Annotated in this window: 26 protein-coding genes; 11 read left to right on the forward strand and 15 right to left on the reverse strand. The window is 65.1% G+C overall.

Going from position 1 to position 24,246, the window contains the following annotated elements; translation table 11 throughout:
- Positions 1-424: 424 nt before the first annotated feature.
- Positions 425-1,204, forward strand: coding sequence for a gamma-glutamyl-gamma-aminobutyrate hydrolase family protein (locus EV665_RS07140; RefSeq protein WP_133033555.1), 780 nt, complete (start codon positions 425-427; stop codon positions 1,202-1,204).
- 4 nt (positions 1,205-1,208) lie between these two features.
- Here the strand turns inward: EV665_RS07140 and EV665_RS07145 are convergent, their stop codons facing one another.
- The 4 genes from EV665_RS07145 to EV665_RS07160 form a co-directional block, all read right to left on the reverse strand.
- Positions 1,209-1,616 carry a hypothetical protein gene (locus EV665_RS07145; RefSeq protein ID WP_133033556.1) on the reverse strand — a complete coding sequence of 136 codons (408 nt, stop codon included), beginning with the start codon at positions 1,614-1,616 and terminating at the stop codon, positions 1,209-1,211.
- A 61-nt stretch (positions 1,617-1,677) separates the two neighbouring features.
- A complete protein-coding gene (locus EV665_RS07150; RefSeq protein WP_133033746.1) occupies positions 1,678-2,664 on the reverse strand; it encodes a 2-hydroxyacid dehydrogenase in 987 nt (328 codons plus the stop codon).
- A gap of 29 nt (positions 2,665-2,693) precedes the next feature.
- On the reverse strand, positions 2,694-3,722 hold the full coding sequence (locus EV665_RS07155; RefSeq protein WP_064331220.1) for a LacI family DNA-binding transcriptional regulator: 1,029 nt from the start codon (positions 3,720-3,722) through the stop codon (positions 2,694-2,696).
- A 58-nt stretch (positions 3,723-3,780) separates the two neighbouring features.
- A complete protein-coding gene (locus EV665_RS07160; RefSeq protein ID WP_133033557.1) occupies positions 3,781-4,308 on the reverse strand; it encodes a MarR family winged helix-turn-helix transcriptional regulator in 528 nt (175 codons plus the stop codon).
- Positions 4,309-4,412: 104 nt separating this feature from the next.
- Between EV665_RS07160 and EV665_RS07165 the strand changes: the two genes are divergently transcribed.
- From EV665_RS07165 to cysE, 4 genes are all read left to right on the forward strand, one after another.
- On the forward strand, positions 4,413-5,204 hold the full coding sequence (locus EV665_RS07165) for a creatininase family protein (RefSeq protein WP_133033558.1): 792 nt from the start codon (positions 4,413-4,415) through the stop codon (positions 5,202-5,204).
- A 122-nt stretch (positions 5,205-5,326) separates the two neighbouring features.
- The gene (locus EV665_RS07170; protein ID WP_064331223.1) at positions 5,327-6,445 is read left to right on the forward strand and encodes a CobW family GTP-binding protein; all 1,119 of its coding nucleotides are present in this window, start codon (positions 5,327-5,329) and stop codon (positions 6,443-6,445) included.
- 58 nt (positions 6,446-6,503) lie between these two features.
- Positions 6,504-7,493: a WD40 repeat domain-containing protein gene (locus EV665_RS07175; RefSeq protein WP_133033559.1), complete on the forward strand. Its 990-nt coding sequence runs from the start codon at positions 6,504-6,506 to the stop codon at positions 7,491-7,493.
- Between the two features lie 10 nt (positions 7,494-7,503).
- The gene (cysE, locus tag EV665_RS07180; protein ID WP_133033560.1) at positions 7,504-8,316 is read left to right on the forward strand and encodes a serine O-acetyltransferase; all 813 of its coding nucleotides are present in this window, start codon (positions 7,504-7,506) and stop codon (positions 8,314-8,316) included.
- Between the two features lie 90 nt (positions 8,317-8,406).
- On the opposite strand, the gene EV665_RS07185 is transcribed toward cysE, so the two are convergent.
- Entirely contained in the window at positions 8,407-8,697 is a 291-nt protein-coding gene (locus tag EV665_RS07185; RefSeq protein WP_064331226.1) for a hypothetical protein, read from the reverse strand.
- Between the two features lie 324 nt (positions 8,698-9,021).
- Here EV665_RS07185 and EV665_RS07190 point away from each other — a divergent pair, with 324 nt between their 5' ends.
- Positions 9,022-10,113: an outer membrane beta-barrel protein gene (locus tag EV665_RS07190; protein ID WP_162853000.1), complete on the forward strand. Its 1,092-nt coding sequence runs from the start codon at positions 9,022-9,024 to the stop codon at positions 10,111-10,113.
- 48 nt (positions 10,114-10,161) lie between these two features.
- On the opposite strand, the gene EV665_RS07195 is transcribed toward EV665_RS07190, so the two are convergent.
- The 5 genes from EV665_RS07195 to odc2 form a co-directional block, all read right to left on the reverse strand.
- Entirely contained in the window at positions 10,162-10,608 is a 447-nt protein-coding gene (locus tag EV665_RS07195) for a glyoxalase superfamily protein (protein ID WP_133033562.1), read from the reverse strand.
- 270 nt (positions 10,609-10,878) lie between these two features.
- On the reverse strand, positions 10,879-11,904 hold the full coding sequence (locus EV665_RS07200; protein WP_133033563.1) for a serine hydrolase domain-containing protein: 1,026 nt from the start codon (positions 11,902-11,904) through the stop codon (positions 10,879-10,881).
- Between the two features lie 107 nt (positions 11,905-12,011).
- Positions 12,012-12,698: an OmpW/AlkL family protein gene (locus EV665_RS07205; RefSeq protein WP_133033564.1), complete on the reverse strand. Its 687-nt coding sequence runs from the start codon at positions 12,696-12,698 to the stop codon at positions 12,012-12,014.
- A 195-nt stretch (positions 12,699-12,893) separates the two neighbouring features.
- Positions 12,894-13,484 carry a GNAT family N-acetyltransferase gene (locus EV665_RS07210; protein WP_133033565.1) on the reverse strand — a complete coding sequence of 197 codons (591 nt, stop codon included), beginning with the start codon at positions 13,482-13,484 and terminating at the stop codon, positions 12,894-12,896.
- Between the two features lie 92 nt (positions 13,485-13,576).
- Positions 13,577-14,710: an ornithine/lysine decarboxylase gene (gene odc2 / locus EV665_RS07215; RefSeq protein WP_064332643.1), complete on the reverse strand. Its 1,134-nt coding sequence runs from the start codon at positions 14,708-14,710 to the stop codon at positions 13,577-13,579.
- 560 nt (positions 14,711-15,270) lie between these two features.
- Between odc2 and EV665_RS07220 the strand changes: the two genes are divergently transcribed.
- The 3 genes from EV665_RS07220 to EV665_RS07230 all read left to right on the forward strand — a co-directional run bounded on the left by EV665_RS07220 (position 15,271) and on the right by EV665_RS07230 (position 17,906).
- A complete protein-coding gene (locus tag EV665_RS07220; protein ID WP_133033566.1) occupies positions 15,271-16,176 on the forward strand; it encodes a LysR family transcriptional regulator in 906 nt (301 codons plus the stop codon).
- An 87-nt stretch (positions 16,177-16,263) separates the two neighbouring features.
- Positions 16,264-16,905, forward strand: coding sequence for a DUF1007 family protein (locus EV665_RS07225; RefSeq protein WP_064331233.1), 642 nt, complete (start codon positions 16,264-16,266; stop codon positions 16,903-16,905).
- Positions 16,899-17,906: a nickel/cobalt transporter gene (locus EV665_RS07230; protein WP_133033567.1), complete on the forward strand. Its 1,008-nt coding sequence runs from the start codon at positions 16,899-16,901 to the stop codon at positions 17,904-17,906. The genes EV665_RS07225 and EV665_RS07230 overlap by 7 nt, the downstream gene beginning before the upstream one ends.
- Positions 17,907-17,915: 9 nt before the next feature.
- Here EV665_RS07230 and EV665_RS07235 read toward each other — a convergent pair whose 3' ends face one another.
- From EV665_RS07235 to EV665_RS07250, 4 genes are all read right to left on the reverse strand, one after another.
- The gene (locus EV665_RS07235) at positions 17,916-18,128 is read right to left on the reverse strand and encodes a hypothetical protein (protein WP_133033568.1); all 213 of its coding nucleotides are present in this window, start codon (positions 18,126-18,128) and stop codon (positions 17,916-17,918) included.
- Complete coding sequence (locus EV665_RS07240) at positions 18,125-18,814, reverse strand: GNAT family N-acetyltransferase (RefSeq protein WP_133033569.1); 690 nt, start codon at positions 18,812-18,814, stop codon at positions 18,125-18,127. The genes EV665_RS07235 and EV665_RS07240 overlap by 4 nt, the downstream gene beginning before the upstream one ends.
- 98 nt (positions 18,815-18,912) lie before the next feature.
- On the reverse strand, positions 18,913-19,605 hold the full coding sequence (locus EV665_RS07245; protein WP_133033570.1) for a tellurite resistance TerB family protein: 693 nt from the start codon (positions 19,603-19,605) through the stop codon (positions 18,913-18,915).
- A 135-nt stretch (positions 19,606-19,740) separates the two neighbouring features.
- Positions 19,741-20,379: a 2-dehydro-3-deoxy-phosphogluconate aldolase gene (locus EV665_RS07250; RefSeq protein WP_133033571.1), complete on the reverse strand. Its 639-nt coding sequence runs from the start codon at positions 20,377-20,379 to the stop codon at positions 19,741-19,743.
- 153 nt (positions 20,380-20,532) lie between these two features.
- Here EV665_RS07250 and EV665_RS07255 point away from each other — a divergent pair, with 153 nt between their 5' ends.
- Together EV665_RS07255 and trhO are read left to right on the forward strand one after the other, a co-directional pair.
- The gene (locus EV665_RS07255) at positions 20,533-21,018 is read left to right on the forward strand and encodes a CYTH domain-containing protein (protein ID WP_064331239.1); all 486 of its coding nucleotides are present in this window, start codon (positions 20,533-20,535) and stop codon (positions 21,016-21,018) included.
- 49 nt (positions 21,019-21,067) lie between these two features.
- A complete protein-coding gene (gene trhO / locus EV665_RS07260) occupies positions 21,068-22,006 on the forward strand; it encodes an oxygen-dependent tRNA uridine(34) hydroxylase TrhO (RefSeq protein WP_133033572.1) in 939 nt (312 codons plus the stop codon).
- Here trhO and EV665_RS07265 read toward each other — a convergent pair whose 3' ends face one another.
- Positions 22,007-24,205 (reverse strand): putative bifunctional diguanylate cyclase/phosphodiesterase, encoded by a 2,199-nt coding sequence (locus EV665_RS07265; RefSeq protein WP_245507657.1) that lies wholly within the window; start codon positions 24,203-24,205, stop codon positions 22,007-22,009.
- Positions 24,206-24,246: the final 41 nt, after the last annotated feature.

The raw sequence follows: 24,246 nt of genomic DNA on the forward strand, positions 1-24,246 counted from the left end.
TACCGACCAAAATTTAATGAATGATTTCGGGAAATTACCCAATAACAAGGGTATTGCCCGGCATTATTGCACGCGCATTCAACCCACGGAAGATGCCCTCAACCCCATATTGCAGAATTAGGGTCTTTCACGCGATGAATTCAACCTCGCATGAGTCATCCGCGCAATATCCTGTCTCCAAGGCGACACAGTATTACACGCAAGCAAAGCGAAAAAAGTCGTGCGTGCAATCGTTGTTTGCAAGCGTGTGGTTAATGAGGCGTCGCTGGACAGGGCTGAGATCCGTCAATCCGATACCACTATATCCTGCCGCCTACCGCCTGGAAACCGGGCTTCGGCCGTCATTTCGCCCGAATGGGGGAATTGACTGATGGAAGATTTGATAGCAAATCGTCGATTGGTATTTCTTTTTCCGGAGCCCCTCATGTCGAAACCCGTCGTCGCCATTCCCGCCGATATCAGGGAAATCGAAGGCAACGTCTGGCAGGCCACCCCGAACCAGTATGTGCGCGCCGCCGTCAAGGGCGCGGACGTCACGGTGTTCCTCGTTCCGGCGCTCGAAGCGGGCAACGATTTCGACGGCATTCTCGACCGGGTGGACGGGCTCCTCGTCAGCGGCTCGCGCACCAATGTGCATCCCTCGCTCTACGGCAAGGAAGCGACCGAGGCGGAAGGCCCCTATGACACGGCGCGCGACGCCACCAGCCTGCCGCTGATCAGCCGTGCGCTGGAACGCGGCATTCCGCTGCTGGCCATCTGCCGCGGCATCCAGGAGCTGAACGTCGTGCTCGGCGGCACGCTCGCCAACGAGATCCAGGAACAGCCCGGCATGTGGGATCACCGCAAGCCGGACACGCCCGTCCTCGACGTCGCCTACGGCATCCGTCAGACGGTCCATGTCAAGGAGGGTAGCTGCCTTGCCGCCGTCGTCGGCGCCGGCGAGGTGCAGGTCAATTCGCTGCACCGGCAGGCGATTTCCGACATCGCGCCGCGCCTTGCCGTCGAGGCCGTCGCCGAGGACGGCACGATCGAGGCCGTCTCCGTCATCGGCGCCAAGGCCTTCGCGGTCGGCGTGCAGTGGCATCCGGAATATTGGGTCGGCTCCGACCAGCCGTCGGACAGGCTTTTCGCCGCCTTCGGCCAGGCCGTGCGCGACTATGCCGCCTCCAAGCAGGCGACCGCGCACCGGACCGCTGCCGAATGATCGCTCAGTCGGCAGAAATCATCGTGATCATGGCGTCGGCAGGCTCGACGGCCTCGTAGGCAGGGCCGTCGCCGTCGACGACGGTCAGGATGGCCTCGCCCTGCGCATCGGCGACGACCACCGTGCCGTCACCATTCTTGACCCAGGTCCGCGCGGCGGAAAGGCCCGGCCACACGGCATCGCAATCGGCGCCGGCGGAGAAGCGCTCGCTGCGGCTCGAAATGCGGTCGCCCCGCTCGGCAAGGCAGGCGGTGTTCGCCACCACGTTGGAAATGGTATAGCTGTGCGCTCCCGCCGCGGCGGGAACGGAACTCGTCGTCACCGGGTCCACGGCCGGTGCCCGGTCCGCGGCAACGCTCCAGAGCCCCAGCGCCAAGGCGCCGGCCGCGGCGGCAATCATCGGCGTCTTCATGGGGCTCTCCTTCGCTCTCGACTCGATGGCAAAAGCATGCGCCCGCAAAATTGCCGAAAGGTTAACGAAGGCTTTCCAGACCGTTCCCTGCTTTTCGCGTAAAGGGTGTTTCGGGCACCGGCGTCAGGGCCGCGCCGCGCGCGAACCAGGCGAAGAGATTGTCCGCCACGAGATCGGCCATGGCATCGCGTGTCGCCACCGAGGCGGAGGCGACATGCGGCAGCAGCGAGACGTTCGGCAGGTCGAGCAGCGCCTGCGGCACGTTCGGCTCGTCATAGAACACGTCAAGCCCCGCCGCCGCGATCACGCCGTCCTTGAGCGCCGTGGCAAGCGCATCCTCGTCCACCGTCCAGCCGCGCCCGACATTGATCAGCACGCCGTCCGGCCCCAGCGCGCGAAGGATATGCGCATCGATCGTCCGGTGCGTCTCGGCCGTCTTGGGCACGATGGCGATCAGGATGTCCACCGCCTCCGCCAGCTCCGCCAGCGAGGGGTAATAGGCAAAGGGCACGCCCTCGCGCGGGCGCCGCGTGTGATAGGCGATTTCGATGCCGAAACCCTTGAGCCGCTCGGCGATCGCCATGCCGATGCGCCCGAGCCCATAGATGCCGGCCTTGCGGCCGCGCAGGCTGAGGGGCGTCAGCGGGAAGGCGCCCTCGCGCACCCAGCGCCCCTCGCGCAGCCAGGCCTCGGCCTGCGGAAAGCGGCGCACCGTGTTGAGCAGCAGGCCGATCGTCGTATCGGCCACCTCGTCGTTCAGCACGTCAGGCGTGTTTGTGACGGTTATGCCGCGCGCGGCGGCGGCCGCCACATCCACGCCGTCGTAGCCGACGCCGAAGCTCGCGATGATTTCCAGCGCCGGCAGATGCTCGATCATCGCCGCACCGAAGCCGCCGGAGATCGCGACGCCGGAAATGGTCGCCGCCTCGGAGCGGGCGAGCAGCGCCGGGTCCGCCCGCTCGATGCGCACCACGTCGAAGGTATCCTTCAGCCGGTCGAGCACCCGTTCGCGGATCGTGCCGGGCACGAGAAGACGCGTCTTGGCCACCATGGCGAGATCTCCCATTGCCCGATGCCTCAGCCTTCCGAATGGACCTTGAGCGGTCCGGTGGACTGCCGGATGCGCATTTCCGGCTTGATGAGGTGGATGCCGTCGGGCTCATGGCTGCCCGAGAGCTTGTCGAGCAGCGCACGGGCGGCATTGCGCCCGACCTCGGACTGGCCGTTCCAGACGGTGGTGAGCGCGGGCGTGGCGATCGCCGCCTCCTCCAGGTCGTCATAGCCGGTGACGGAAACGTCGCGGCCGGGCACGAGGCCGGCGCGGGCGATGCCGTTCATCAGGCCGATCGCCACGAGGTCGTTCCAGCAGACGGCCGCGGTCGGCTTCTGCGGCAGGGAGAGGAAATGCACCGCCGCCTCGAAACCGCCCTGCTTGGTGCGCGGACCGGGAATGCGCAGGCCCGGATCGACCTCGATATTGGCCTTGCGCAAGGCATTCACATAACCCTGGTAGCGGTCGCGGCCGGTCGACGTCTGGTCCGTCCCGCCCACCATGGCGATGGTCCGGTGGCCGAGGCCGATCAGATGGTTGGTGGCGAGCGAGATGCCGTAACTGTCGTCGCCGCGGAAGATCGGCACATCCAGCCCCTCGATCGAGCGGGCGATGAGGATCGCCGGCATGCCATTGTCCTCGGCAAGCTGGATATCCTCCGGCGGCGTGCCGATGGCCGGCGACATGATGACCCCGTCGCCGCCGAGTTGCAGCAGCGTCTCGACGAAATTGCGCTGCTTTTCGACCGAATCGTAATGGTTGGAGAGAATGAAGGTCTGCCGGTCGCGGTCGAGCTCGCTCTCGATGGCCTTCAGGATTTCCGCATAGAACGGGTTCATGATGTCGTGCACGACGACGCCGATGATGCCGGAGCGGGAGGTGCGCAGGCTGGCGGCACGACGGTTGTAGATGTAGCCGAGCGCGCGGGCCTGCTCCTTGATCTTGTCGCGGGTGGACGCCGCGACGAGCGGGCTGTCCCTGAGCGCAAGCGATACCGTCGCCGTGGAAACGCCGAGCGTTTCCGCGATGGTGGAAAGCTTGATTTTCTGTGCCACGACCCCTCCCCGACGAACGCCAAGCAACGCGGCGTTTAAAACCGTTTATTTAAACAGTTTAAATCTCGTCGGCAACTGCCTTTTCAACGTCCCGCGGCGCATCCGGCAGGCCGCCATGCAGGTTTTCGTCGACGGCGCGCAGGAGCTTGAGCAACTGGCGCACGTCCTTCTCGCTCAGCCCGTCCGCCGCCTGCTGCTCGCTGAGCCGGCCGGCCTCGGTGATGTGCTCGACGGAGGCCTCGCCGGCCGGCGTGAGGTGCACGACGGTGAGCCGGCCGTCCGTTTCATCCGGCCGCCGCTCCACGAAACCCTGCGCCTCCAGACGCCCGATCGTGCGCGTCATGGTCGGCGCCTTGACGCCGAGCCGGGCGGCGAGCGCGCCGGCGGTCAGGCCCCCCTCTTCCGCCAGCGCCAGGATCACACCGTCCTGGCCGGCATAGAGGCCGGTGGCGAGAAGATTGCGCGACAGCACCGTGCGCATGGAGCGGGCCGCATTGACGACGGCGGCGGCAAGGCCTGCGCCGGAGACATCCTCGTGTCCCTTCTTCTTCTTGCCCTTCTTGCCGTCCTTATGCTTCTTGCCCATCGATTGCCTCCGCCTCACCGTTCCCTGCATCACCCTTGCATCGCGGGCATGGCCTTGTATGACTCATGTGACAGTCGGGCGGCAAGACGGGATAGAGGCAGACGATGACGCATCCGAAGATGCGGTGGAACGACAACGATCCGGCCCTGTCGGTAAAGGACCGCGCGGACTGGATCGCCATTCTGCCGCTCGGCGCCCATGAAGGCCACGGCCCGCACCTGCCGCTCGATACGGATACGCTGATCGCCGAGGGCATCGTCAGGCGGTTGATGGCGGTGCTGCCGGCGCACCTGCCCGTCACCATCCTGCCCACGGAGCCCGTCGGCTATTCGCCGGAGCATCTCGACGTGCCGGGCACGTGCTCGCTGGGTTATGCGGAGGCGGTGGAGCGATGGCTGGCCATTGCGAAGACCCTGCATGAAAAGGGCGTGCGGAAACTCGTCCTGCTCAACGCCCATGGCGGCAATTCGCCCCTGATGACCATCGTCGCCACCGAGGCGCGCGTGCGCTGGAACATGCTTGCCGTCGCGACGGCCTGGACCCGTTTCGGCCAGCCGGAAGGCTGGATCGCGCCGGAGGACAAGGCGATCGACATCCACGGCGGCGATATCGAGACCTCCGTCATGCTCGCCCTGCATCCGGACCGCGTTCGCATGGACAAGGCGGAACATTTCGGCTCGCGGCAGGCGGAATTTGTCGCGCGCTTTGCCCATCTGCGCGCCTATGGCCCGCATGCCTTCGGCTGGAAGATGTCCGATCTCAACCCAAAGGGCGTTTCCGGAAATGCCGCGGCGGCAACCGCAGAGAAAGGCGAGGTCCTGATTGCCCATGCCCTCAGCGGCCTCGTCGCGCTTCTCGAGGACATCGCGGCCTTCGACGTGAAGATGCTGCGCTGAAGAAGCGCCGGGCGGTTTTGCAGGCAACAAAGGCCGGATCGCATTTGCGCTGGCCCGTGCGATCTCCTATATCAGACGCCAACCGGATGCTGCACGCGTCCCCGCCATCGCTCGAGGTTCCCATGACCGAAACAGCCCTCCCCAAGCCCATTCCCGTCACCGTGCTCACCGGCTATCTCGGCGCCGGCAAGACGACGCTGCTCAACCGCATCCTGACCGACAACCACGGCAAGAAATACGCCGTCATCGTCAACGAATTCGGCGAGATCGGCATCGACAACGACCTCATCGTCGAATCCGACGAGGAAATCTACGAAATGAACAACGGCTGCATCTGCTGCACCGTGCGCGGCGACCTGATCCGCGTCGTGGAGGGCCTGATGCGCCGCCCCGGCCGTTTCGACGCCATCATCGTCGAAACGACGGGTCTTGCCGATCCGGTGCCGGTCGCCCAGACCTTCTTCATGGACGACGACGTGCGCCAGAAGACCGAACTCGATGCCGTCGTGGCCCTGGTCGATGCAAAGCACCTGCCGCTGCGCCTGAAGGACAGCCGGGAGGCCGAGGACCAGATCGCCTTTGCCGACGTCGTGCTGATCAACAAGACCGACCTCGTCAGCCCGGAAGAGCTGGCCCGGATCGAGGCGACCGTGCGCGTGATCAACCCGTCGGCCCGCATCCATCGCACCACCCGTTCGGAAATCGATCTCACCAAGATTCTCGATCAGGGCGCGTTCAACCTGGAACGGGCACTGGAAAACGATCCGCATTTCCTCGACCACGACCATCCGGACCATGTCTGCGGCCCCGATTGCGGCCATGACCATCACCATCATGGTCACGACCACGATCATCACCACCATGATCACGACCATCACCACCACGATCATGATCATGACCACCATCACCACGACCACGGCGTCTCACCGATCCATGACGTGACGGTGCAGTCGATCTCGCTGCGCGGCGGCGAGATGAACCCGGACCGATTCTTCCCGTGGATCCAGAAGATCACCCAGACGGACGGCCCGAACATCCTGCGCCTCAAGGGCATCATCGCCTTTGCCGGCGATGACGAACGCTACGTCGTGCAGGGCGTGCACATGATCGTCGAGGGCGACCACCAGCGCGCCTGGAAGGACGGCGAGAAGCGCGAAAGCCGCCTCGTCTTCATCGGCCGCGACCTCGACCGCGAGAAGATCGAGCGCACCTTCAAGGCCTGCGAGGCGCAGCAAGCATGATTTCAAGACATGTTATGCGCCGCCCGGATGCCATTTTGCGCATGAAAGACAAGACCTGATGCCGACCGTCGCGCCTCTCGACCTCGACGACCACGTCGTCGCGGCCGCCTTTCTCGGCGACGTGCCGTTCTTCGCCACCGCCTCCGGCGCCATCCACCGCCTCGACCACGGTCAGAAGGTCACGCAAGCGCATGACGGGCTGCTCGCCTGCATCAGGGACGAAGCGAACGACACGGTGATCACGGGCGGCGAGGACGGCAAGGTGCAGCGTATCGCCGCCGACGGCACCGCGACGCTTCTTGCCGAAGTGCCGCGCAAATGGATCTCCGTCGTTGCCGCAGGCCCGCAGGGCGCGGTCGGCTTCGCGGAGGGCCGCACGGCACGCGTCCGCCTTGCCGACGGCACGATCAAGGAATTTGCCGAAAGCCGCTCGGTCGAGGGCATCGCCTTCGCGCCGAAGGGCCTGCGCATCGGCGTGGCGCGCTACAATGGCGTCTCGCTGCACTGGGTGGCGATGGCCGGCCAGCCGGTCGACCTGGAATGGAAGGGCGCCCACACCGGCATCACCTTCTCCCCCGACGGCCGCTTCGTCGTCACCAGCATGCAGGAAAACGCCCTGCACGGCTGGAAGCTCGACACCAAGCCCGGCGCCGACACCCGCCACATGCGCATGACGGGCTATCCGGCCAAGGTGAAGTCGCTCTCCTGGTCGGTGAAGGGCAAGTGGCTCGCCTCGTCGGGCGCGCCGGCAGCCATCGTCTGGCCGTTTTCTGCCAAGGATGGCCCGATGGGCAAGCCGCCGCTGGAACTCGGCACCCGTGCCGATGTGATGGTGACATCCGTCGCCTGCCATCCGGCGGAAGAGGTCGTCGCCATCGGCTATTCCGACGGCATGGTGCTCGCCGCCCGGTTCGCCGACAGCCGCGAGGTGCTGCTGCGCCGCCCCGGCAAGGGCGCCATCACCTCCATGGCCTGGAGCAGGAACGGAAAACTTCTGGCTTTCGCCAGCGAAGCCGGCGATTGTGGTGTCATCGATCTTGCGGGATAGGAGCGGCACCGTGGCGCGTCAGGTGATCAAGTTTGCCTCCCCCGTCGCCAGGCATCCGGAAAGACGGATCTGGACCGACATACGGGCCGCGGCGCAGCATCGCGCCGACGACCAGCCGCATCTTGCCGAATTGCTTCGCCCCATCCTAGCGGCCACGACGGGCCGGCAGATGCTGATCGGCACGCTCGCCGCGCGGCTCGCCCACGCGGCCGGCGACCGGGCACTTGCGGCGAACGTCCTTGCCTCCATCGAAGACGGTACGCTTCTCGAAGAGACCGAGGCCGATCTCCTGGCGATCGTCACGCGCGACCCGGCCAATCCCGATCCGCTCACCGTCCTCCTCCATCTCAAGGGGTTCCAGGCCCTGCAGGTCCACCGCTTCGCCCATCGCCTCTGGCACGCGGGCCGCATGGAAGGCGCGCGCTGGCTGGCCTCGCAGGCCTCGCTGGTCTTCGGCCTGGATATCCACCCTGCCGCGCGCATGGGCCGCGGCATCATGCTCGACCATGGTTCCGGCATCGTCATCGGCGAAACGGCCGTCGTGGAGGATGACGTCTCGATGCTGCAGCAGGTCACGCTCGGCGGCACGGGCCGCGACAAGGGCGACCGTCACCCGAAGGTGCGCCGCGGCGTGCTGATCGGGGCCGGCGCCAAGATCCTCGGCAATATCGAGATCGGCGCTCATAGCAAGATCGCCGCGGGAAGCGTGGTGGTGGAGCCCGTTCCGCCGCACACGACCGTCGCCGGCGTTCCCGCCAGGATCGTCCGCGTCCACCCGGCAGACGAGATGCCGGCCGTGACGATGGACCAGCAGATCGACTGAACCGTCACCCGCCTCCCCTGAAAACGGGAAGACCCGGGAGAGCGGCGCTCTCCCGGGTCCCGCTGACCGCACGGGCGGGGATGAATGCGGTCAGCGCTTGGGCTTCTTGCAACCGCAGTCGCTGCCGCCGAGAATGCCCAGCGTGTTGCCGTTGAGGATGCCCGACAAGGTGCCGTTGAGCACGCCGTTCAGCACGTTGTTGCCGCGATTGTCACTGAGGATATCGCCGACCCCGACGCCGACACTCGGGGCGATCACGACACCGCCTGTCTTGTTGTTGTTCAGGATGCCGAGGCCGCCGAGCAGGCTGCCGGCCGATGCCTGGCCGGCGCCGGCGATTGCGAAGACGGTTGCGATGGCGATGATGCGGGTCTTGTTCATGCTCTCTCTCCTTCGGTTGTGTACCTCACTGGTACGCAATCGAAGGTAATATAAACGCTGTTTTACTCAACCGGATTTCCCAGTCATAGCAAACAGTTAACCATAACGTAGACAAGTTTAACAATTCCCAACTTAAAGCAATCAAAGGTAGTATAAATCAGACTTTTCAGTTGAAAATCAACTACTGAGGGAATTTTTAACCATGCAACTCTAGGATTCTGTTCCAGAAACGGACAGGGGCAGAATTCGATGCGCTTCCTTGGTGGCTTGCTTTGCGCAGCTTCAATACTGGCCTGGCACAACCCGACAGAAGCCGATTCAACCGTGGATTACAAGGTCGGCATGGGCTGGAGCTCGAATATTTTTCAGGATCCGACCCAACTTTCGGCCGCTTTCGGCGAGGCGAAACTCGCGCTGCGCGGCAGCCTGGCGCTGGAGGACTCCCAGTTGGCCTATGCGCTGAGCACGAGCGCCCGGCGCGTGCCGAAATACCGTTTCGCCGACCAGCGCACGGCCGGATTCGAAGTCGGCTACGCCTATGATGTCGGCAAGGCGGTGAAGCTGACGTTGAAGGGCGGCCTTGAACGTCGGCGCAACGGCGATCTCTTTCTCGCCCTGCCCGGCGCGCTGATCGGCTACCGCAAGGACGATGTCTTCGCGACGGCAAGCGCCGGCCTGACGGCCGACCATTGGGGCGGCCGCAATCACCTGACCGCGGCCCTCTCGAACCTCGACCGCGGCAAGGCGCATTTCACGCTCACCGGCCTGAAGCCGACCCAGCTCGAAGCCGGATACAGCCTGCTGGACGTCACCGGCGGCCATATCCGTCCGCTGCTCAGCGGCGAGGTGGGCGCGACGCTGCAATACCGGGCAAGCCACATTGCCGGTGCCGAGCGCAAGACGTTCGGTCGCTTTCCGGCCGAAACCCTGCGTGGCTCGCTCGCCTATGGCCGGGTCTACGGCAACGGCATCACCCTGATGGCCGAGGCCGGCGTCGTCGGCATAACCAGCCCCCATCTCGGCGAGACCGTCGAGCGTGCCCGCCCCTTCCTCAAGGGTGAAGTGACCTGGCAATTGCCGCACAAGGCCGTGCTGAAGGCAAAACTGGCGCGCGACCTCCAGCTCGCCGATATCGACGATCCGCTCGCCGAGGACATGCGCATGATCGGCCTCTCGCTGGAAAAGGCAGTGACGGAAAAACTGACGCTGACGCTCGCCTACGAGCAGGCCTATAGCGACTGGCTCTACTACGACTACCGCACGCGCACGAAATCGGCCGCCGCCACGCTGACCTATAGGCTGCCAAGGGGCGCGACGGTGGCGCTGGAATACAGCCATCTCGTGCGCCGCGAAAACGACAAGGCCGCCGATTTCACGGTCGACGGCCTTGCAGTGCGGTTTGCCGGTTCCTTCTGAAGCCGCTTCAGCAACGGTGTGCAGCGGCTTTGCGCAAGCCAAAGGGCCTCACCATTCGAGTTCGAGATGCGGCCGGCCGTTCGAGGTCTTTTCCATGGTCCTGCCCGTTTCATCGACGGTGCAATGCACGCGCTGGCGAAAAGCGGAAAAGCTGTCGAAGGTCACCACATCGACCGGCTCATCGAAATGCAGCACCATGCGGTAACGGCCGGGCTGACCGGTCAGCGCCTGCACGCCCAGCACCTGCGCATCGAAAGGCTGGCCGAGATAGTGGCCGCGCACGCGCGCGCCGAGCATCCACGGATTGAATGGCGGCCGGTTGCCGACGACCGCATGCAACGTGTTCCAGCCGCGAAAGCCGTATTGGGCGGCGACGAGTTCGAGAGCACGGGAATGGGAAAGAGCCTGGCCGTCCTCGCAAAAGCGGGCGCGCAGCCGCCTTGCCTGGTCTTTCAGGGCGTCAAGCGATGGAAGGGGCGTCGATGATGAACGCATGTCGGATCTCCAGTCGGTGCATGCGTCTTTTCGGAGGGAGCCCGCATTGCCACCGGTTCGCATGCCTGATGCTGGAAGACCGATTTTCTGAAGGAGAGACTTCACCAAAGCTTGCGCTCGCGGACGGCAGGGGCTCTCACCCTTGCCCTCGCACATAAGGCCTTGCCGGCCTCCTGTCAAATCCGCCGCCGGCTCGACCGTATCTGCGGCGCGCTGCTGGCGCTTGCCGGATCCCTTGCCTTCTCCCGCCGCGCGGCGACCCGGGCAGCCTCAGCCCTCCGCCGTGCCGATGATCTTCGCCAGGAGGTCGTGCAGCTCGTCGCGATAGCCGGAGCGCGCGGACGGCCCGCTCTCGTCGGAGGTCATGGCGACCGTCAGGCCGAGATCGGGCACGACATAGAGCATCTGGCCGCCAAAACCCCAGGCGAAATGGACCATCTTGCCGCCGATCACGCGTTCGAACCAGCCATAGCCGTAGCCGTCGTTGGAGAAGCGGGAATTGGTGCGCGACGTCCAGGACCGGCGGATCCAGTCTTCCGGCACGACTTGCTCGCCCCTGGCCGTGCGCCCGCCATTGCGGTAGAGCTCGCCGAAGACCAGCAGCGAGCGGGTGCTCATCGCCATCTGGTTGCCGCCGAGATAGACGCCCTGCGGGTCGCGGTCCCAGGCGCCGATGCGAAAGCCCTCGACCGGCCCCAGCCAGTCGCGCGCAAGCTGCAGGGTGGATTTGCCCCCGACCTTCGTCAGGATGGCCGAAAGCAGGTGCGTGGAGCCGGTCGAATAGAGCATGCGGCCGCCCGGCTCGTCGACGAAGGGCATGGCGAGCGCGGCACGCACCCAGTTGCGGCTAGCGATCCAGCGTCCGTAATTGCCGCCGGAGGTGCGATCCAACCCCGCCTGCATGGAGAGGAGATGGCCGATCGTGATGCGATCGAGCCGCGGATCGCGTTCCGCCGGCAGGTCGCCGGAAAGGATCGGCGCGATCGGCTGGTCGACGCCTTCCAGCAGGCCCTTGTCGATCGCGATGCCGACGAGGGCGGAGATGATCGATTTGGAAGCGGACTTGATATTGGTGCTTTCGGCCGGCGTATGGCCGCCATAGCCCCGCTCGGCGACAATCTCGCCGTTCCGAGCCACGACGACGGCCCTTAGCTGCGACAGCGCGGCGGCAGCCTCCAGCGTCTCGGCGATCGTCTGTGCCGGCTGCACGACGGCCGGTTGCTGCGCATGAACGGCAGGCGGCGGCGTGATGGCGAGCGCGAGCGAAAGTCCGGCGATAAGAGCGTGCGTCCTCATGCCATGGCACATAGGCGCAGGCCGGCGCGAATTCATGGCCGATTGCCGGCTTTCACGCAATGTTGAAGGCGCCCACCCTACCGGGCGGGCGCTTCGGAATCTCGTCGTCAGAAGCGGTAGGTAACGCCGGCACCGACGAGCCAGGGATTGAGCTTCGCCTTGCCGGTGAGCGGCGCGCCGTCGAAATCGACCTTCCATTTGGGCTCGAGAAAGATCTTCTTCACGTCGAAGTTCACGCCCCAGTGGTCGTCCAGCATGTAGTCGAAGCCGACCTGCAGGGCTGCGCCGACCTTGTTCTCGATGTCGAGATTGGAGAACCTGCCCGAGCCGGACTGCTCATAGAACAGGCTGTAGTTCACCCCGGCGCCGACATAGGGCTTGAAGGCGCCGAAATCGGTGAAGTGATATTGCAGGGTCACCGTCGGCGGCAGCAGCCAGGCCTTGCCCACCTTGCCGAGACCCTCGATCGCGCCGTCCGCATGGACATTCGCATAGGTCGTGCCGAGAATGAGTTCGGCCGCGATGTTGTCGGTGAAGAAATAGGAAATGTCGAGCTCCGGAATGACCGTATCCGAATAGGAGAGGTCGGAACCCGGGATACCGTTCACCGAACCGGAATCGTTCGTGATGACGCCGAGGCCGCGCACGCGGATCTGCCAGGGGCTCTGCGCCGCGAAATCAACGGTCGCCTCCGACGGCGCCATGCGCTCCTCAAGATCGGCGGCGAGCGCCTGCCCAGCCAGCAACCCCAGACCGGCGGCAAGGGCGGCACGCCCCATCCAATGTCCCTTCATGTCGTCTCTCCATCAAACGCGACTCGTCTTTGCGAGCGCGACTATGGAGCGGCAGGGTGCGAGGCTCCCTTGAGATGGATCAAACAGCGGTAGGCGAATGGGAAGATTGGCGCGAATAGCACGCCAATCTTGACAATTATCCAATTAAAACAATGATAAACATCAGACAAAGGGCCGGCAGGTCGCCGGTCCGTCTCAGGCCGCCTTGCGCAGCTCCGCCGCCACCCGGCGGCGACCGCTAGCGACGAGCACGCCGGCGGCATCGGCCAGCCAGCCCTCCTTCAGCTCCAGCCCGAGGAAGCGGCGGCGCTCGAACGGGCCGGGCATGACGAGATGTTGTGCCTTGTCGGCGAAGAAGCCGAAGCGCTCGTAATATTCAGGATCACCGACCAGCAGCACCGCGCCGTGGCCACGATCGCGCGCCTCGGTGATCGCCGCCCGCATCAGCGCGCCGCCGATGCCCTTGCCCTCATGTTCGCAATCGACGGCGAGCGGACCGAGCAGCAGCGCCGGCACGGCGTTGCCGTCCGGATCGACACCCGCCTCGACATTCCACAGCCGTACAGTGCCGATGACGTGGCCATCCGCATCGCGGGCGACAAGCGCGAGGCCTTCGGCCGGCATGCGGCCCCGGCGGATCTTTTCCGACGACTTGCGGAAGCGGGCCTCGCCCATGACGCGGTCGAGCAGGCGCTCGCGCGCAACGACGTCGCCGGCGTTTTCCCGGTCGATGGCGAAGGCAGCATGCGCGAAGAACGCGCGGACAGAATCAAGAACAGTGGCCATCTCTGGGCCTCCCGCACTCAAAACCGATTCAAACGGTATCCGGAACAAATTGTGAAGGCTGGCGCTCCCGCAGGGACGGGAGCGCCAGGTGGTCAGATGACGTAGGCCTTGAGCGGCTCGAAGCCGTTGAAGGCGACGGCCGAGTAGGTCGTCGTATAGGCGCCGGTGCCCTCGATCAGGACCTCGTCACCGATCGAAAGAGTGATCGGCAGCGGATACATGTTCTTCTCGTACATCACGTCGGCCGAATCGCAGGTCGGGCCGGCGAGCACGCAGGGCTCCATCGCATCCTGATCGCGCACGGTGCGGATCGGGTAGCGGATCGCCTCGTCCATGGTTTCGGCGAGACCGCCGAACTTGCCGATGTCGAGGAAGACCCAGCGGTGATTGTCGTTGTCGGACTTCTTCGAGACCAGAACGACTTCCGCCTTGATGACGCCCGCATTGCCGACCATGCCGCGGCCCGGCTCGATGATGGTTTCCGGGATCTGGTTGCCGAAGTGCTTCTTCAACGCGCCGAAGATCGCCTGGCCATAGGCTTCGGCGGAGGGCACGTCGCGCAGGTACTTCGTCGGGAAACCACCGCCCATGTTGACCATCTTCAGCTCGATGCCCTGCTTGGCAAGCTGCACGAAGACGCGCTTGGCATCGGCAAGCGCCGAATCCCAAGCATCGAGCTTCGTCATCTGCGAGCCGACATGGAACGACACGCCGTAGGACACCAGGCCGAGCTGGTGGGCGTAGACGAGCACGTCCACGGCCATCTGCGGCACGCAGCCGAACTTGCGCGACAGCGGCCATTCGGCGCCTTCGCCATCGGTCAGCACGCGGCAGAACACGCGCGCGCCGGGCGCGGCACGGGAAATCTTCTCGACTTCCTCATGGCTGTCGACGGCGAAGAGCGAGACGCCGAGCGCATGCGCCTTGGCGACATCACGCTCCTTCTTGATCGTGTTGCCGAAGGAGATGCGGGAAGCGGTCGCGCCGGCATCGAGCGCCATTTCGATCTCGGCGACGGACGCGCAATCGAAGTTGGAGCCCATGGAGGCGAGCAGGCGCAGGATCTCCGGCGCCGGGTTGGCCTTGACGGCATAGTAGATGGCGCTGTCGGGCAGCGCGTGGCGGAAGGCCTTGAAATTGTCCCGCACGACATCGAGGTCGACCACGAGGCACGGGCCGTCGGGACGTCGGGTGTTCAGGAAGTCGATAATACGTGCAGAGGTCATCTCGGTATTCCCCATATCCAGGTTGCTCCGGGAAACCCCGGAGGACAAAGGGCAGAATGCAGGCACGCTCTGGAACCAGCCGGTGGAGACCCCGGAACCAAGCATGCGCATCATGCGCGAACGGTGAACCGAAGCCCGCCTAGGCTTCAATTCGGCTTTGTCTGCCATGGATTGGCGGGAGAACCCGACCGCACGTCCGGCAATGAAGGTGTGCCTCTTCAGTAACCCCGGCTGTTGGAAAGCCGGCAGACACCAGAAAGGCCCGCACCGTCGTTGCTTCAAGATGTCCTCGCTCTTCCGGTTGGCCGGAGAAACGACTGGAGGGGTTAATTCCAGGTACCTTACCGATTTCCTCACCAATTCGAGGGTCGGCGGACACCCACAGGCACGTGCGACTTTGGGCAAGGCGGGAGATAAGAAGAATCGCTGTCGTAATCAAGAGGTTTTTTGCGAAATGCTATTGAAAATATTCCGGCAGCCACGACATTCGCCGGACTGGTTTTCTAGAGAATGCTGATAACGCACCGGCCACCGTTTCGGCCGCAGCCGAATGGGGACACATGGATACTCTGACCCGAATTCGCGCCTTCATCGACGTCGTCGACGCCGAAGGCTTTTCCGCCGCCTCCCGCAAGACCGGCCGCTCCAAGGCGCTGCTGTCGAAATATGTGCGCGAACTGGAAGACGAGCTCGGCACGCTCCTCCTCAACCGCACGACCCGCCAGTTCTCGATGACCGAGGCCGGCCATACCTACTATCGCACCGCCTCCGACATCCTGAAGGAGATCGACAACCTTGCCGATCTCGTGCGCGAGAAGAACACGGACCTGCGCGGCAAGCTGAAAGTCTCCGCCCCGCGCACCTTCGTCGACGCCGATATCGGCCAGTCGCTCATCGATTTCGGCAAGGAGCATCCGGAACTCTCGCTGGAAATCATCTCGGACGACCGTTTCGTCGATCTCGTCGAGGAAGGCTTCGACGTCGCCGTCCGCATCACACGGCTCGAGGATTCCGCCCTCATCGCGCGCAAGCTCGGCGACTTCTACCTGAAGATCTGCGTCAGCGAGGAATTTCTCGAACGGGTCGGCCCGATCAACCATCCAAGCGACCTCGCCCGCCTGCCCTGCATCATCGACACCAATGGCAAGTCGCACAGCAACTGGCGCTTCATCGACGAGAAGGGCACGGGCTTTTCCGTGCCGGTCGGCGGCCATATAGAGGTGAACAGCCCGACGGCGGCGGTGCGCGCGGCAGCGAGCGGCCTCGGCGTCGCGCAGGTGCCGGCCTTCATCGCCCGCCATTGCCTCGACAACGGCAAGATCGTCTCGATCCTGGAGGATTACCTGCCGACGGACCGCGGCATCTACGCGATCTATCCGCACCGCCGCTACCTGCCGGCGAAGGTGCGCACCTTCGTCGACTTCCTGCACGGCTGGTTCCGCCGCAATCCCGGCATCGAGGCTTGAGGCGACCGGGCGAAGGTCCCAATTCCGACCCATTTGCGTTACATTCAACCGGTCGATTCTGAACGCCGCCGCGAGAGGACATACCCCATGCGCTTCCTCCCCCTCCTCGTTGCCGGAGCAGCCATCATCGCCCCGGCTGCGGCCCTCGCCCATCCGCATATCTTCGCGGAGGCGCGGCTGGAGGTGGTGGCCGGCGAGGACGGCACGGTCAGCGAATTGCGCAATGTCTGGCGCTTCGACGAGATGTTCTCGGCCAGCGTCGTGATGGACTTCGACAAGAACAGCAATGCCGAACTCGACCCGGACGAACTGGCGGAAGTCGGCCAGACCGTGCTCGAATCGCTGGAAGAGTTCAGCTACTACACGACGATCACCGAGGATGGCAAAACCATCAAGGTCGCCAAGCCCGACGCGATCAACGTCGACTACAAGGACGGCCAGCTCCTGATGTTCTTCACCGTCAAGCCGGGCGAGACCATGCCGCTCAAGGGCACGCTCACCTTCGGCGTCTACGATCCCACCATGTACGCCGCGATGGACTTCGCCTCGGATGACGACCTCATCGCCGTCGGCGACAAGTTCGCCGCCTGCAAGCGGGCCGTCGTGCGGCCGGACCCGGACGAGGTGCTCGCCCAGAACCAGGACAGCCTGACGGAAGCCTTCTTCAACGACCCGGCCGGCACCGACATGTCGAAACTCTTCGCCACCCGTCTGGAGCTGACATGCTGACCCGCAGCCGGGCTCTCGCCCTTCTCACGCTGACGCTCGTAATCGCCGCGACCGCCGGCCTTGCCCACGCCCAGTCGCCGCTCGGTATCGGCTCGGCCGAACCCGGCTTCAACACGACGGGCACCTTCGGCAGCCTGTTCGGCTGGATCAACGCGCAGCAGCAGGGCTTCTACCGCGCCATGACCGGCGCACTGAAGGAGATGCGCGAAAATCCCTGGGCAGCCTCGACGCTGGTCGGCCTCTCCTTCGCCTACGGCGTCTTCCATGCCGCCGGCCCCGGCCACGGCAAGGCCGTCATCTCCTCCTACATGCTGGCGAACGAGATAGAGTTGAAGCGCGGCGTCTTGCTCTCCTTCCTTTCCTCGATCCTGCAGGGCATCGTCGCCATCCTGCTCGTCGGCGCGGCCTATCTCTTCCTGCGCGGCACCACGGTCTCGATGACCGATGCCACCCGCGCGCTCGAAATCGGCAGCTATGCCCTCATCGCCCTTTTCGGCGCCTGGCTGCTCTTCAGGAAGCTGCGGCCGGCGGAACGCCGGGCCTCGGCGCTCGGCGCACAGGCGGTCGAGGTGCACGATCATGGCCACCATGGCCATGCGCATCACCACCACCATGCCGGTGAAATCTGCTCGACCTGCGGCCATGCCCATGCGCCGGATCCCTCGCTGCTGAAGGGCGAGCGCTTTGCGCTGCGCGAGGCCTGGTCGGCCATCGTCGCCGTGGGCCTCAGGCCCTGCTCGGGCGCGCTGATCGTGCTCAGCTTCGCGCTTCTGAACGGCCTCTATCTGGGCGGCGTACTCGCCGTCGTCGCCATGTCGATCGGCACGGCCATCACCGTTTCCATCCTCGCCACCCTCGCCGTCACGGCCAAGGGCGCGGCCGTGCGTTTCGCCGGCAACGGCTCGGCGGCCGCCCGCGTCGGCAGCGCCATCGAGATCGGCGGCGCCGCGCTGGTCATGGTGCTGGGACTGCTGCTGCTCGGCGCCGCGCTGCAGGGCTGAGACGGCGCGCTAATTGCCACGGCTGCGCTGGTAGCGCGCCCGGAGCCAGAAGAGCAGGAAGAAGCCGAGCACGAGCAGCGTGCCGAAGACGCCCGCCAGCCACGGCGAGACGTCGCCGAGCGCGATCATCACGCTCGGCAGGAAATAGAACACCACGCCCGTTCCGAGCAGGATGAAGAGCGCGGCCAGCGCCGGCGACTTGCCCTTGCGCTCCCCGCTCATGCCGCGCCCGCCTTGATCTCGGCGCGGATGTCTTCGAGGCGACATTTCTGCTGGCCGCCGGCATCGAAATTGTCGGGCGAGAGCCAGGCGTCGAAGGCCTTGGCAAGAACAGGCCATTCGCCGTCGATGATCGAGAACCAGGCGGTGTCGCGGTTCTCGCCCTTGGACAGCATGTGCTGGCGGAAGACACCCTCGAAGGTGAAGCCGAGGCGGGTGGCGGTGCGCTTGCTGGCCGCGTTGCCGTTGTGGCATTTCCACTCGTAGCGGCGATAGCCGAGGTCCTCGAAGACGTGCTTGGCGAGCAGGTACTGCGCCTCGGTGGAAAGCGGCGAGCGGGACATGCCGCCGCCATGGGCGATGCCGCCGATCTCGACCACGCCGTTCGCCGGGTCCGGCCGCATGTAATGCGCCATGCCGACGACCTTGCCGGCCGCCTTGTCGATGATGACCTCGCGCACCCAGCCGGACTTGATGACCGATTCCGACCAGGCATCGAAATCCTCGATACCGGCAAAATCGGCCTGCGTGAAATAGCGCAGCAGCGGATTGATCTGCATGCCGCCGAACGCATCCCAGAGCGCCTGGAGATGTTTCGCGCGCTCATAGGGCTCCAGACGCACGGTGCGCCCTTCGAGGGCGACGGGCGACGGGGCCGGGCACCCTTTCCAGTCTTTGAGATCGCGCATGAGAATTCTCCTTCGGTCTTGCCGAAGGGATAGAGCAGGCGCCCTGCCCGCGCAATGCGCAAAACGGGGAGCGGCGTTCGGCCGCTCCCCCGAAAGGTTCAGACGGTGGCGGCGGAAACCGTCGCCTCGATATGGTCGACCAGTGCGTCCGGCAGACCGAGGCGGCCGGCGAGCAGATCGAGGTAACCGCGTTCAGCACGCGACTTCGGCTCGATGGCGAGGCGCGAGGCGGTGTAGAGCTCGACGCGCTGCTCCTCGGTCTTGGCCGCGGCGATGATCGCGTCGAGATCGACCGGGTTGGCAAGCTCATCCTCAAGGAACTGCGCCGCGTCGGCGCCAAGGCCGGAGACCTTCAGCTTGTCCATGATGCGGGCGCGCTCGGCCTCATCAATATGGCCGTCGGCACGCGAGGCGGCAATCATGGCGCGCACGAGGATGAGGGCGAAATCGGTGCTGACGGCCTCGGGATGGAAACCGGAATCGGTCGGCGGCGGCAAGAGTTCCGGTGTCGCGCCCTGCGTGGTCTCGACCGGGTTCTGGCCGGACTTGTAGTTCTTGTAGGCCTGGTAGCCGAGGCCGGCGATGGCGGCGAGGCTGCCGAGCTTGAGCGCGGAACCGGCGACCTTGCGCCCGCCATCCGTTCCGAGCAGGACGCCGGCAATCGCAATGGTGGCAAGCGGGTTGTCCTTGGCGAGCTGCGTCACCTGGCCGGCGCGGTCGCGCACGGACCCGCCGGCGCCGGGCACCTGCGAACCGAGGAACTGGTCAAGCAACTTCTTGGCGTCAAACATGGGCGGTCTCCGTTTCGCTTGTTCTCTTGTCATCGCAAGGGCCGACAGCAAGGCAAGATAGGAATGCACGACCGCAATTACAAACGCATAACGGGCGACCAAGGGCCGCCCGTCTGCAAATCCGCTGAACCTGCCTCAGCCCTTCAGCGCCGCCGCTTCCGCGGCGAGCTTCGTGATGCCCGCCCAGTCGCCCTTGGCGACGAGGTCCTTCGGCGCCACCCAGGAACCGCCGACACAGACGACATTGGGGAGCGAGAGATAGTCGCGGGCATTGGCAAGCGAAATGCCGCCCGTCGGGCAGAACAGCGTGCCGGCGAGCGGCGAGGACAGCGACTTCAGGTAGGCGACGCCGCCGGCCTGCTCGGCGGGGAAGAACTTCAGCACCTGGTAGCCCTCCTCGCGAAGGCCCATGACCTCGCTGGCGGTGGCGGCGCCCGGCAGCAGGGGGATATCACTGTCGGCGGCCGCGTCGATCAGCTCCTGCGTCGTGCCGGGGCTGACGATGAACTGCGAGCCGGCCTCGACGGCCGCCTCGAACTGCGCCGCGTTGAGGATCGTGCCGGCACCGGCGACGGCGCCCTCGACCTCGTTGGCGACAGCGCGGATCGCCTCCAGCGCGGCGGGCGTGCGCAGCGTGATCTCAATGGCCTTGAGGCCGCCTGCCACCAGCGCGCGCGCCAGCGGAACGGCGCTCGAAAGGTCATCGATGACCAGCACCGGCACGACCGGCTGCAGCTTCAGGACGGAAAGGAGCTTGGCGTTCTTCTCGCTCATGGCACGACCTTTTAAAACGATTGAATTGTGACCCGAATAGCGCGTCTGCGACGTCGTGTCGAGCCTAAAGCATGAAGGCTTCTCTTGTCATGACAGACTTATCGTGTAGTGTTTCCCTCGCCCAAGCCCATCTCCAACAGCGAAAGCGAGCCTATGGCGAAAGAGATCGAGCGGAAGTTTCTGGTATCGGGCCAACGGTGGCGCACCTTCGCAGACGAAGGAATCGCCATACGGCAAGCCTACATTGTGGCCCAGGACGACCGATCGCTGCGGGTCCGCATCTACGGCAACGGGCAGGCACGCATTACCCTCAAGGTCGGCCATACCGCGCTGGTGCGCGATGAATACGAATTCGAGATCGACCGCGACGAGGCCGAGGACATGCTGCGCCATGCCATCGGCAATGTCATCCGGAAAGTCCGCTACAAGGTACCGCACGAGGGCCACATCTGGGAAGTCGACGTCTATGAAGGCGTCCATCGCGGGCTTGTGATCGCCGAGGTGGAGCTTGCCTCGATCCATGACGAACCGGAGCTGCCCAACTGGGTGGGGCGGGAAGTGACGGGCGAAAGCCAGTATTCCAACCAGTCCATGGCACTCGGCATCAGTGAAGGCGCGCGGCTGCACCAGCTTGCCTGAGCCGCTGCGCCGCATTGCCTGAAATGCGGCAAGGTTGTATGTGGCGGCCATGACCCAAGAGATTTCTTCGCCCGTCCCGGCCAGCGGCTTCCTTGTCGCCGCGCTCTATCATTTCGTCTCGGTTCCGCGCTTTGCCAAGTTGCGCGCGCCCTTGCAGGCGCTCTGCGAGGAGAACGGCGTGCGCGGCACGCTGCTGCTCGCCCATGAGGGCATCAACGGCACGATCGCCGGCCCCGCCGATGGCATCCGCCGGGTGCTCGCCTTCCTGCGCAGCCAGCCGGAATTTGCCGCGCTGGAGCACAAGGAGAGCCATGCGGGCGAGATGCCCTTCCTGCGCATGAAGGTGCGGCTGAAGAAGGAGATCGTCACCATGGGCGTCGAGGACATCGACCCCACGCGCTCCGTCGGCACCTATGTGGCGCCTGAGGACTGGAACGCGCTGATCTCCGATCCCGAGACGATCGTCATCGACACGCGCAACGATTACGAGACGGCGATCGGCATGTTCAAGGGCGCGGTCGATCCGAACACGAAGACATTCCGCGAGTTCCCGGACTGGGTGCGGAGCAATACCGGCCTGCACAACAAGCCGAAGATCGCCATGTACTGCACCGGCGGCATCCGCTGCGAGAAGGCGACCGCCTTCATGAAAGAGCAGGGCTTCGACAAGGTCTACCATCTCAAGGGCGGCATCCTGAAATATCTCGAAGAGGTGCCGGCGCAGGACAGCCTCTGGGAAGGCGCCTGCTTCGTCTTCGATGAGCGCGTCTCCGTTCTGCACGGCCTGGAAGAGGGCGAGCACAAGCTCTGCCGCGCCTGCCGCCATCCGTTGACCGCGGAAGAGATCGCCTCGCCGCTCTACGAGGCCGGCGTCTCCTGCCCGCATTGCCATGCGACGCGCAGCGAGGAGGATCGCCTGCGCTTCCGCCAACGGCAGATGCAGATGGATCTTGCAAGGAAGCGCGGCGAACGCCACCTCGGCAAATAGTCAGCCGGCCGCGGCCTCGACGTCGGCAGGCGGGGCGAGCAGGTCGCTGATCGCCCTCTCGCTCATCGGCTTGCCGAAGAAATAACCCTGCAGTTGGTCGCAGCCGCACAGATGCAGGAACGCGGCCTGTTCGGCCGTCTCCACCCCCTCTGCCGTTACCGGCATATCGAAGGAGGCGGCGAGCGCCACCGTCGCCTGCAGCATCGCCCCGCCCTTCGGCGACTGTTCCCCGGCAATGGTGAGCGAGCGGTCGATCTTCATGCGGTCGAAGCCGAAGCGGATGAGATAACCGATACTGGAAAAGCCGGCACCGAAATCGTCGAGCGCGATGCGCACGCCGCCGGCCTTCAGCCGGTCCATGACGAGTTTCGCACGGCCGGGATTCTGGATGAAATAGCCCTCGGTGATCTCCAGCGTGACGCGGGACGGCGCGATGCCCGCCTCCGCGATGATGCCGAGCGCCTGGTCGGGGAAATAGGGATTGCGGAACTGCGCCGGCGAGACGTTGATCGAAATGTCGATGCCCGGCCAGTTACGCACCGCCGCGCAGGCCCGCTTGAGGACGAGCGGCCCGAGCGTATCGATGATGCCGGTCGCCTCCGCCAGCGGAATGAAGACATCCGGCGGCACCGGCTTCGTTCCGCCGCGAGACCACCGGGCGAGCGCCTCGACACCGCAAATCGTCCGGCTCCGCGCCCCGACGATCGGCTGGAACACGACGTCGATCTCGCCGCGGGCCACCGCGGCCCGCAGCGCCTCCTCCATTTCCCGCCGTTCGTCGCGGTCATCGTCCATCAGCGTTTCATAATACATCGCGCGGCCGCGGCCGGCATGCTTGGCCCGGTACATGGCGACATCCGCCCGGCGCAGAAGCTCCTCGCCCCCGACCGCCCCCTTGCGCGAGACGGCAATGCCGATGCTGGCGCCGACCACGGCGACGCGCTCGCCGATCGAAAAGGGTTCGGAGAAGAAATCCAGGATGGACCGGGTGAGGTGTTCGGCCTCCGGCCCGTCCAGCCTGTCGATGAAGGCAATGGCGAATTCGTCGCCGCCGATGCGGGCCAGCATGGCCTTGGCCGGAACGAGACGGGAAAGCCCGGCCGAGACCCCGCGGATCAGCCGGTCGCCGACCGCATGGCCGTAGAAATCGTTAACGTCCTTGAAGCCGTCGAGATCGAGATAGAGCATCACGACGTCGCGCTCCTCCGTCCTCGCGCGGGCGGTCAGTTCGTCAAGGCCGAGATAGAGGCCGGTGCGGTTCCTGAGGCCGCTGAGCCTGTCGGTGAGGGCCTGGATCCGCGCCGTGTTTTCATCCGCCTTGAGGCGTATGGCGAAGGCGGCACCGGTCAGCACGAGGAGCGCGAAGAAGACGACGACTCCGGCGAGCGCCAGAAGCACGAGCGGGCGCACCTGCGCATAGCTCTGGTTACCTGGCGCATCCGGCGTCCAGGAAAGGAAGCCGAGGGTCTTTCCATCCGGATCGGCAAGGGGCACGGCAGGGCCGTTCGAAGGAGCCGATTCCGCCAGCAGCAGGCCCGAGATCAGGAAATTATCGGCAATGCGGGAAATGCGAGCGGGTGTCAGGTGGCGGATGATGAAGAGCGTGCGCAACGCCTCTGCCGGAGCCTCGACCGCGCTGGAAACCGGCCGGATGGCAGAGGCGGCACCGACCGCAGGCCCATCCGGCGTTTGCAGGAAGACGCCGAGTTCCGCGCCCGGCTCCAGCCCGGCGCGCAGGATCTTGCGGTGCATCTCCAGGAAGACGGCGCCGCCATAGCTGCGTGCATCGGCCTCGACGGGCGCACCGTTGCGGTAGGCGAGCATCGTCTTGCCCGTCTCGTCGACCAGGAAGACCGTATCGAAGAGCGGCCCGCCCTCGGTGGCAAGCCCCATATTGGCAATCAGCCACGGCATGTCGGGTGTGCCGTAGACGGCCGTGACCGCGTCGTCCCAGACGGCATAGTCGCGCACGGTGGTGACAATGGAACTGCGCATGGAAGAGAGCGCGCCGAATACGGTCTGGCGTGTGCGTTCCGCGTCGAGTTCGTTCGCCCGGTTCGCAAGGAACCCGAGCGCCATCATGACGAGCACGGTCGCAAGGCTGACGACGATGGCAAAGGAAGCGAGCACGCCCAGAACGACCGCCAGCCGTCGGGCGCCGATCATGCCAGAAAGGTGGCGCGCTAGCCGCAGCATCATTTTCTCCAACTTGGCAGAAATGATGCGGCAGAACCGTTATG

It is taken from the genome of Shinella granuli (assembly GCF_004341885.1).
GTDB lineage: Bacteria > Pseudomonadota > Alphaproteobacteria > Rhizobiales > Rhizobiaceae > Shinella > Shinella granuli.

Bases quoted from the DNA above. Each gene is read 5' to 3' on its own strand.
- EV665_RS07140 (WP_133033555.1), top strand. From the start codon at position 425: ATGTCGAAACCCGTCGTCGCCATTCCCGCCGATATCAGGGAAATCGAA.
- EV665_RS07145 (WP_133033556.1), bottom strand. From the start codon at position 1,616: ATGAAGACGCCGATGATTGCCGCCGCGGCCGGCGCCTTGGCGCTGGGG.
- EV665_RS07160 (WP_133033557.1), bottom strand. From the start codon at position 4,308: ATGGGCAAGAAGCATAAGGACGGCAAGAAGGGCAAGAAGAAGAAGGGA.
- EV665_RS07165 (WP_133033558.1), top strand. From the start codon at position 4,413: ATGACGCATCCGAAGATGCGGTGGAACGACAACGATCCGGCCCTGTCG.
- EV665_RS07170 (WP_064331223.1), top strand. From the start codon at position 5,327: ATGACCGAAACAGCCCTCCCCAAGCCCATTCCCGTCACCGTGCTCACC.
- EV665_RS07175 (WP_133033559.1), top strand. From the start codon at position 6,504: ATGCCGACCGTCGCGCCTCTCGACCTCGACGACCACGTCGTCGCGGCC.
- EV665_RS07185 (WP_064331226.1), bottom strand. From the start codon at position 8,697: ATGAACAAGACCCGCATCATCGCCATCGCAACCGTCTTCGCAATCGCC.
- EV665_RS07195 (WP_133033562.1), bottom strand. From the start codon at position 10,608: ATGCGTTCATCATCGACGCCCCTTCCATCGCTTGACGCCCTGAAAGAC.
- EV665_RS07200 (WP_133033563.1), bottom strand. From the start codon at position 11,904: ATGAGGACGCACGCTCTTATCGCCGGACTTTCGCTCGCGCTCGCCATC.
- EV665_RS07205 (WP_133033564.1), bottom strand. From the start codon at position 12,698: ATGAAGGGACATTGGATGGGGCGTGCCGCCCTTGCCGCCGGTCTGGGG.
- EV665_RS07210 (WP_133033565.1), bottom strand. From the start codon at position 13,484: ATGGCCACTGTTCTTGATTCTGTCCGCGCGTTCTTCGCGCATGCTGCC.
- odc2 (WP_064332643.1), bottom strand. From the start codon at position 14,710: ATGACCTCTGCACGTATTATCGACTTCCTGAACACCCGACGTCCCGAC.
- EV665_RS07220 (WP_133033566.1), top strand. From the start codon at position 15,271: ATGGATACTCTGACCCGAATTCGCGCCTTCATCGACGTCGTCGACGCC.
- EV665_RS07225 (WP_064331233.1), top strand. From the start codon at position 16,264: ATGCGCTTCCTCCCCCTCCTCGTTGCCGGAGCAGCCATCATCGCCCCG.
- EV665_RS07230 (WP_133033567.1), top strand. From the start codon at position 16,899: ATGCTGACCCGCAGCCGGGCTCTCGCCCTTCTCACGCTGACGCTCGTA.
- EV665_RS07235 (WP_133033568.1), bottom strand. From the start codon at position 18,128: ATGAGCGGGGAGCGCAAGGGCAAGTCGCCGGCGCTGGCCGCGCTCTTC.
- EV665_RS07240 (WP_133033569.1), bottom strand. From the start codon at position 18,814: ATGCGCGATCTCAAAGACTGGAAAGGGTGCCCGGCCCCGTCGCCCGTC.
- EV665_RS07245 (WP_133033570.1), bottom strand. From the start codon at position 19,605: ATGTTTGACGCCAAGAAGTTGCTTGACCAGTTCCTCGGTTCGCAGGTG.
- EV665_RS07250 (WP_133033571.1), bottom strand. From the start codon at position 20,379: ATGAGCGAGAAGAACGCCAAGCTCCTTTCCGTCCTGAAGCTGCAGCCG.
- EV665_RS07255 (WP_064331239.1), top strand. From the start codon at position 20,533: ATGGCGAAAGAGATCGAGCGGAAGTTTCTGGTATCGGGCCAACGGTGG.
- trhO (WP_133033572.1), top strand. From the start codon at position 21,068: ATGACCCAAGAGATTTCTTCGCCCGTCCCGGCCAGCGGCTTCCTTGTC.
- EV665_RS07265 (WP_245507657.1), bottom strand. From the start codon at position 24,205: ATGATGCTGCGGCTAGCGCGCCACCTTTCTGGCATGATCGGCGCCCGA.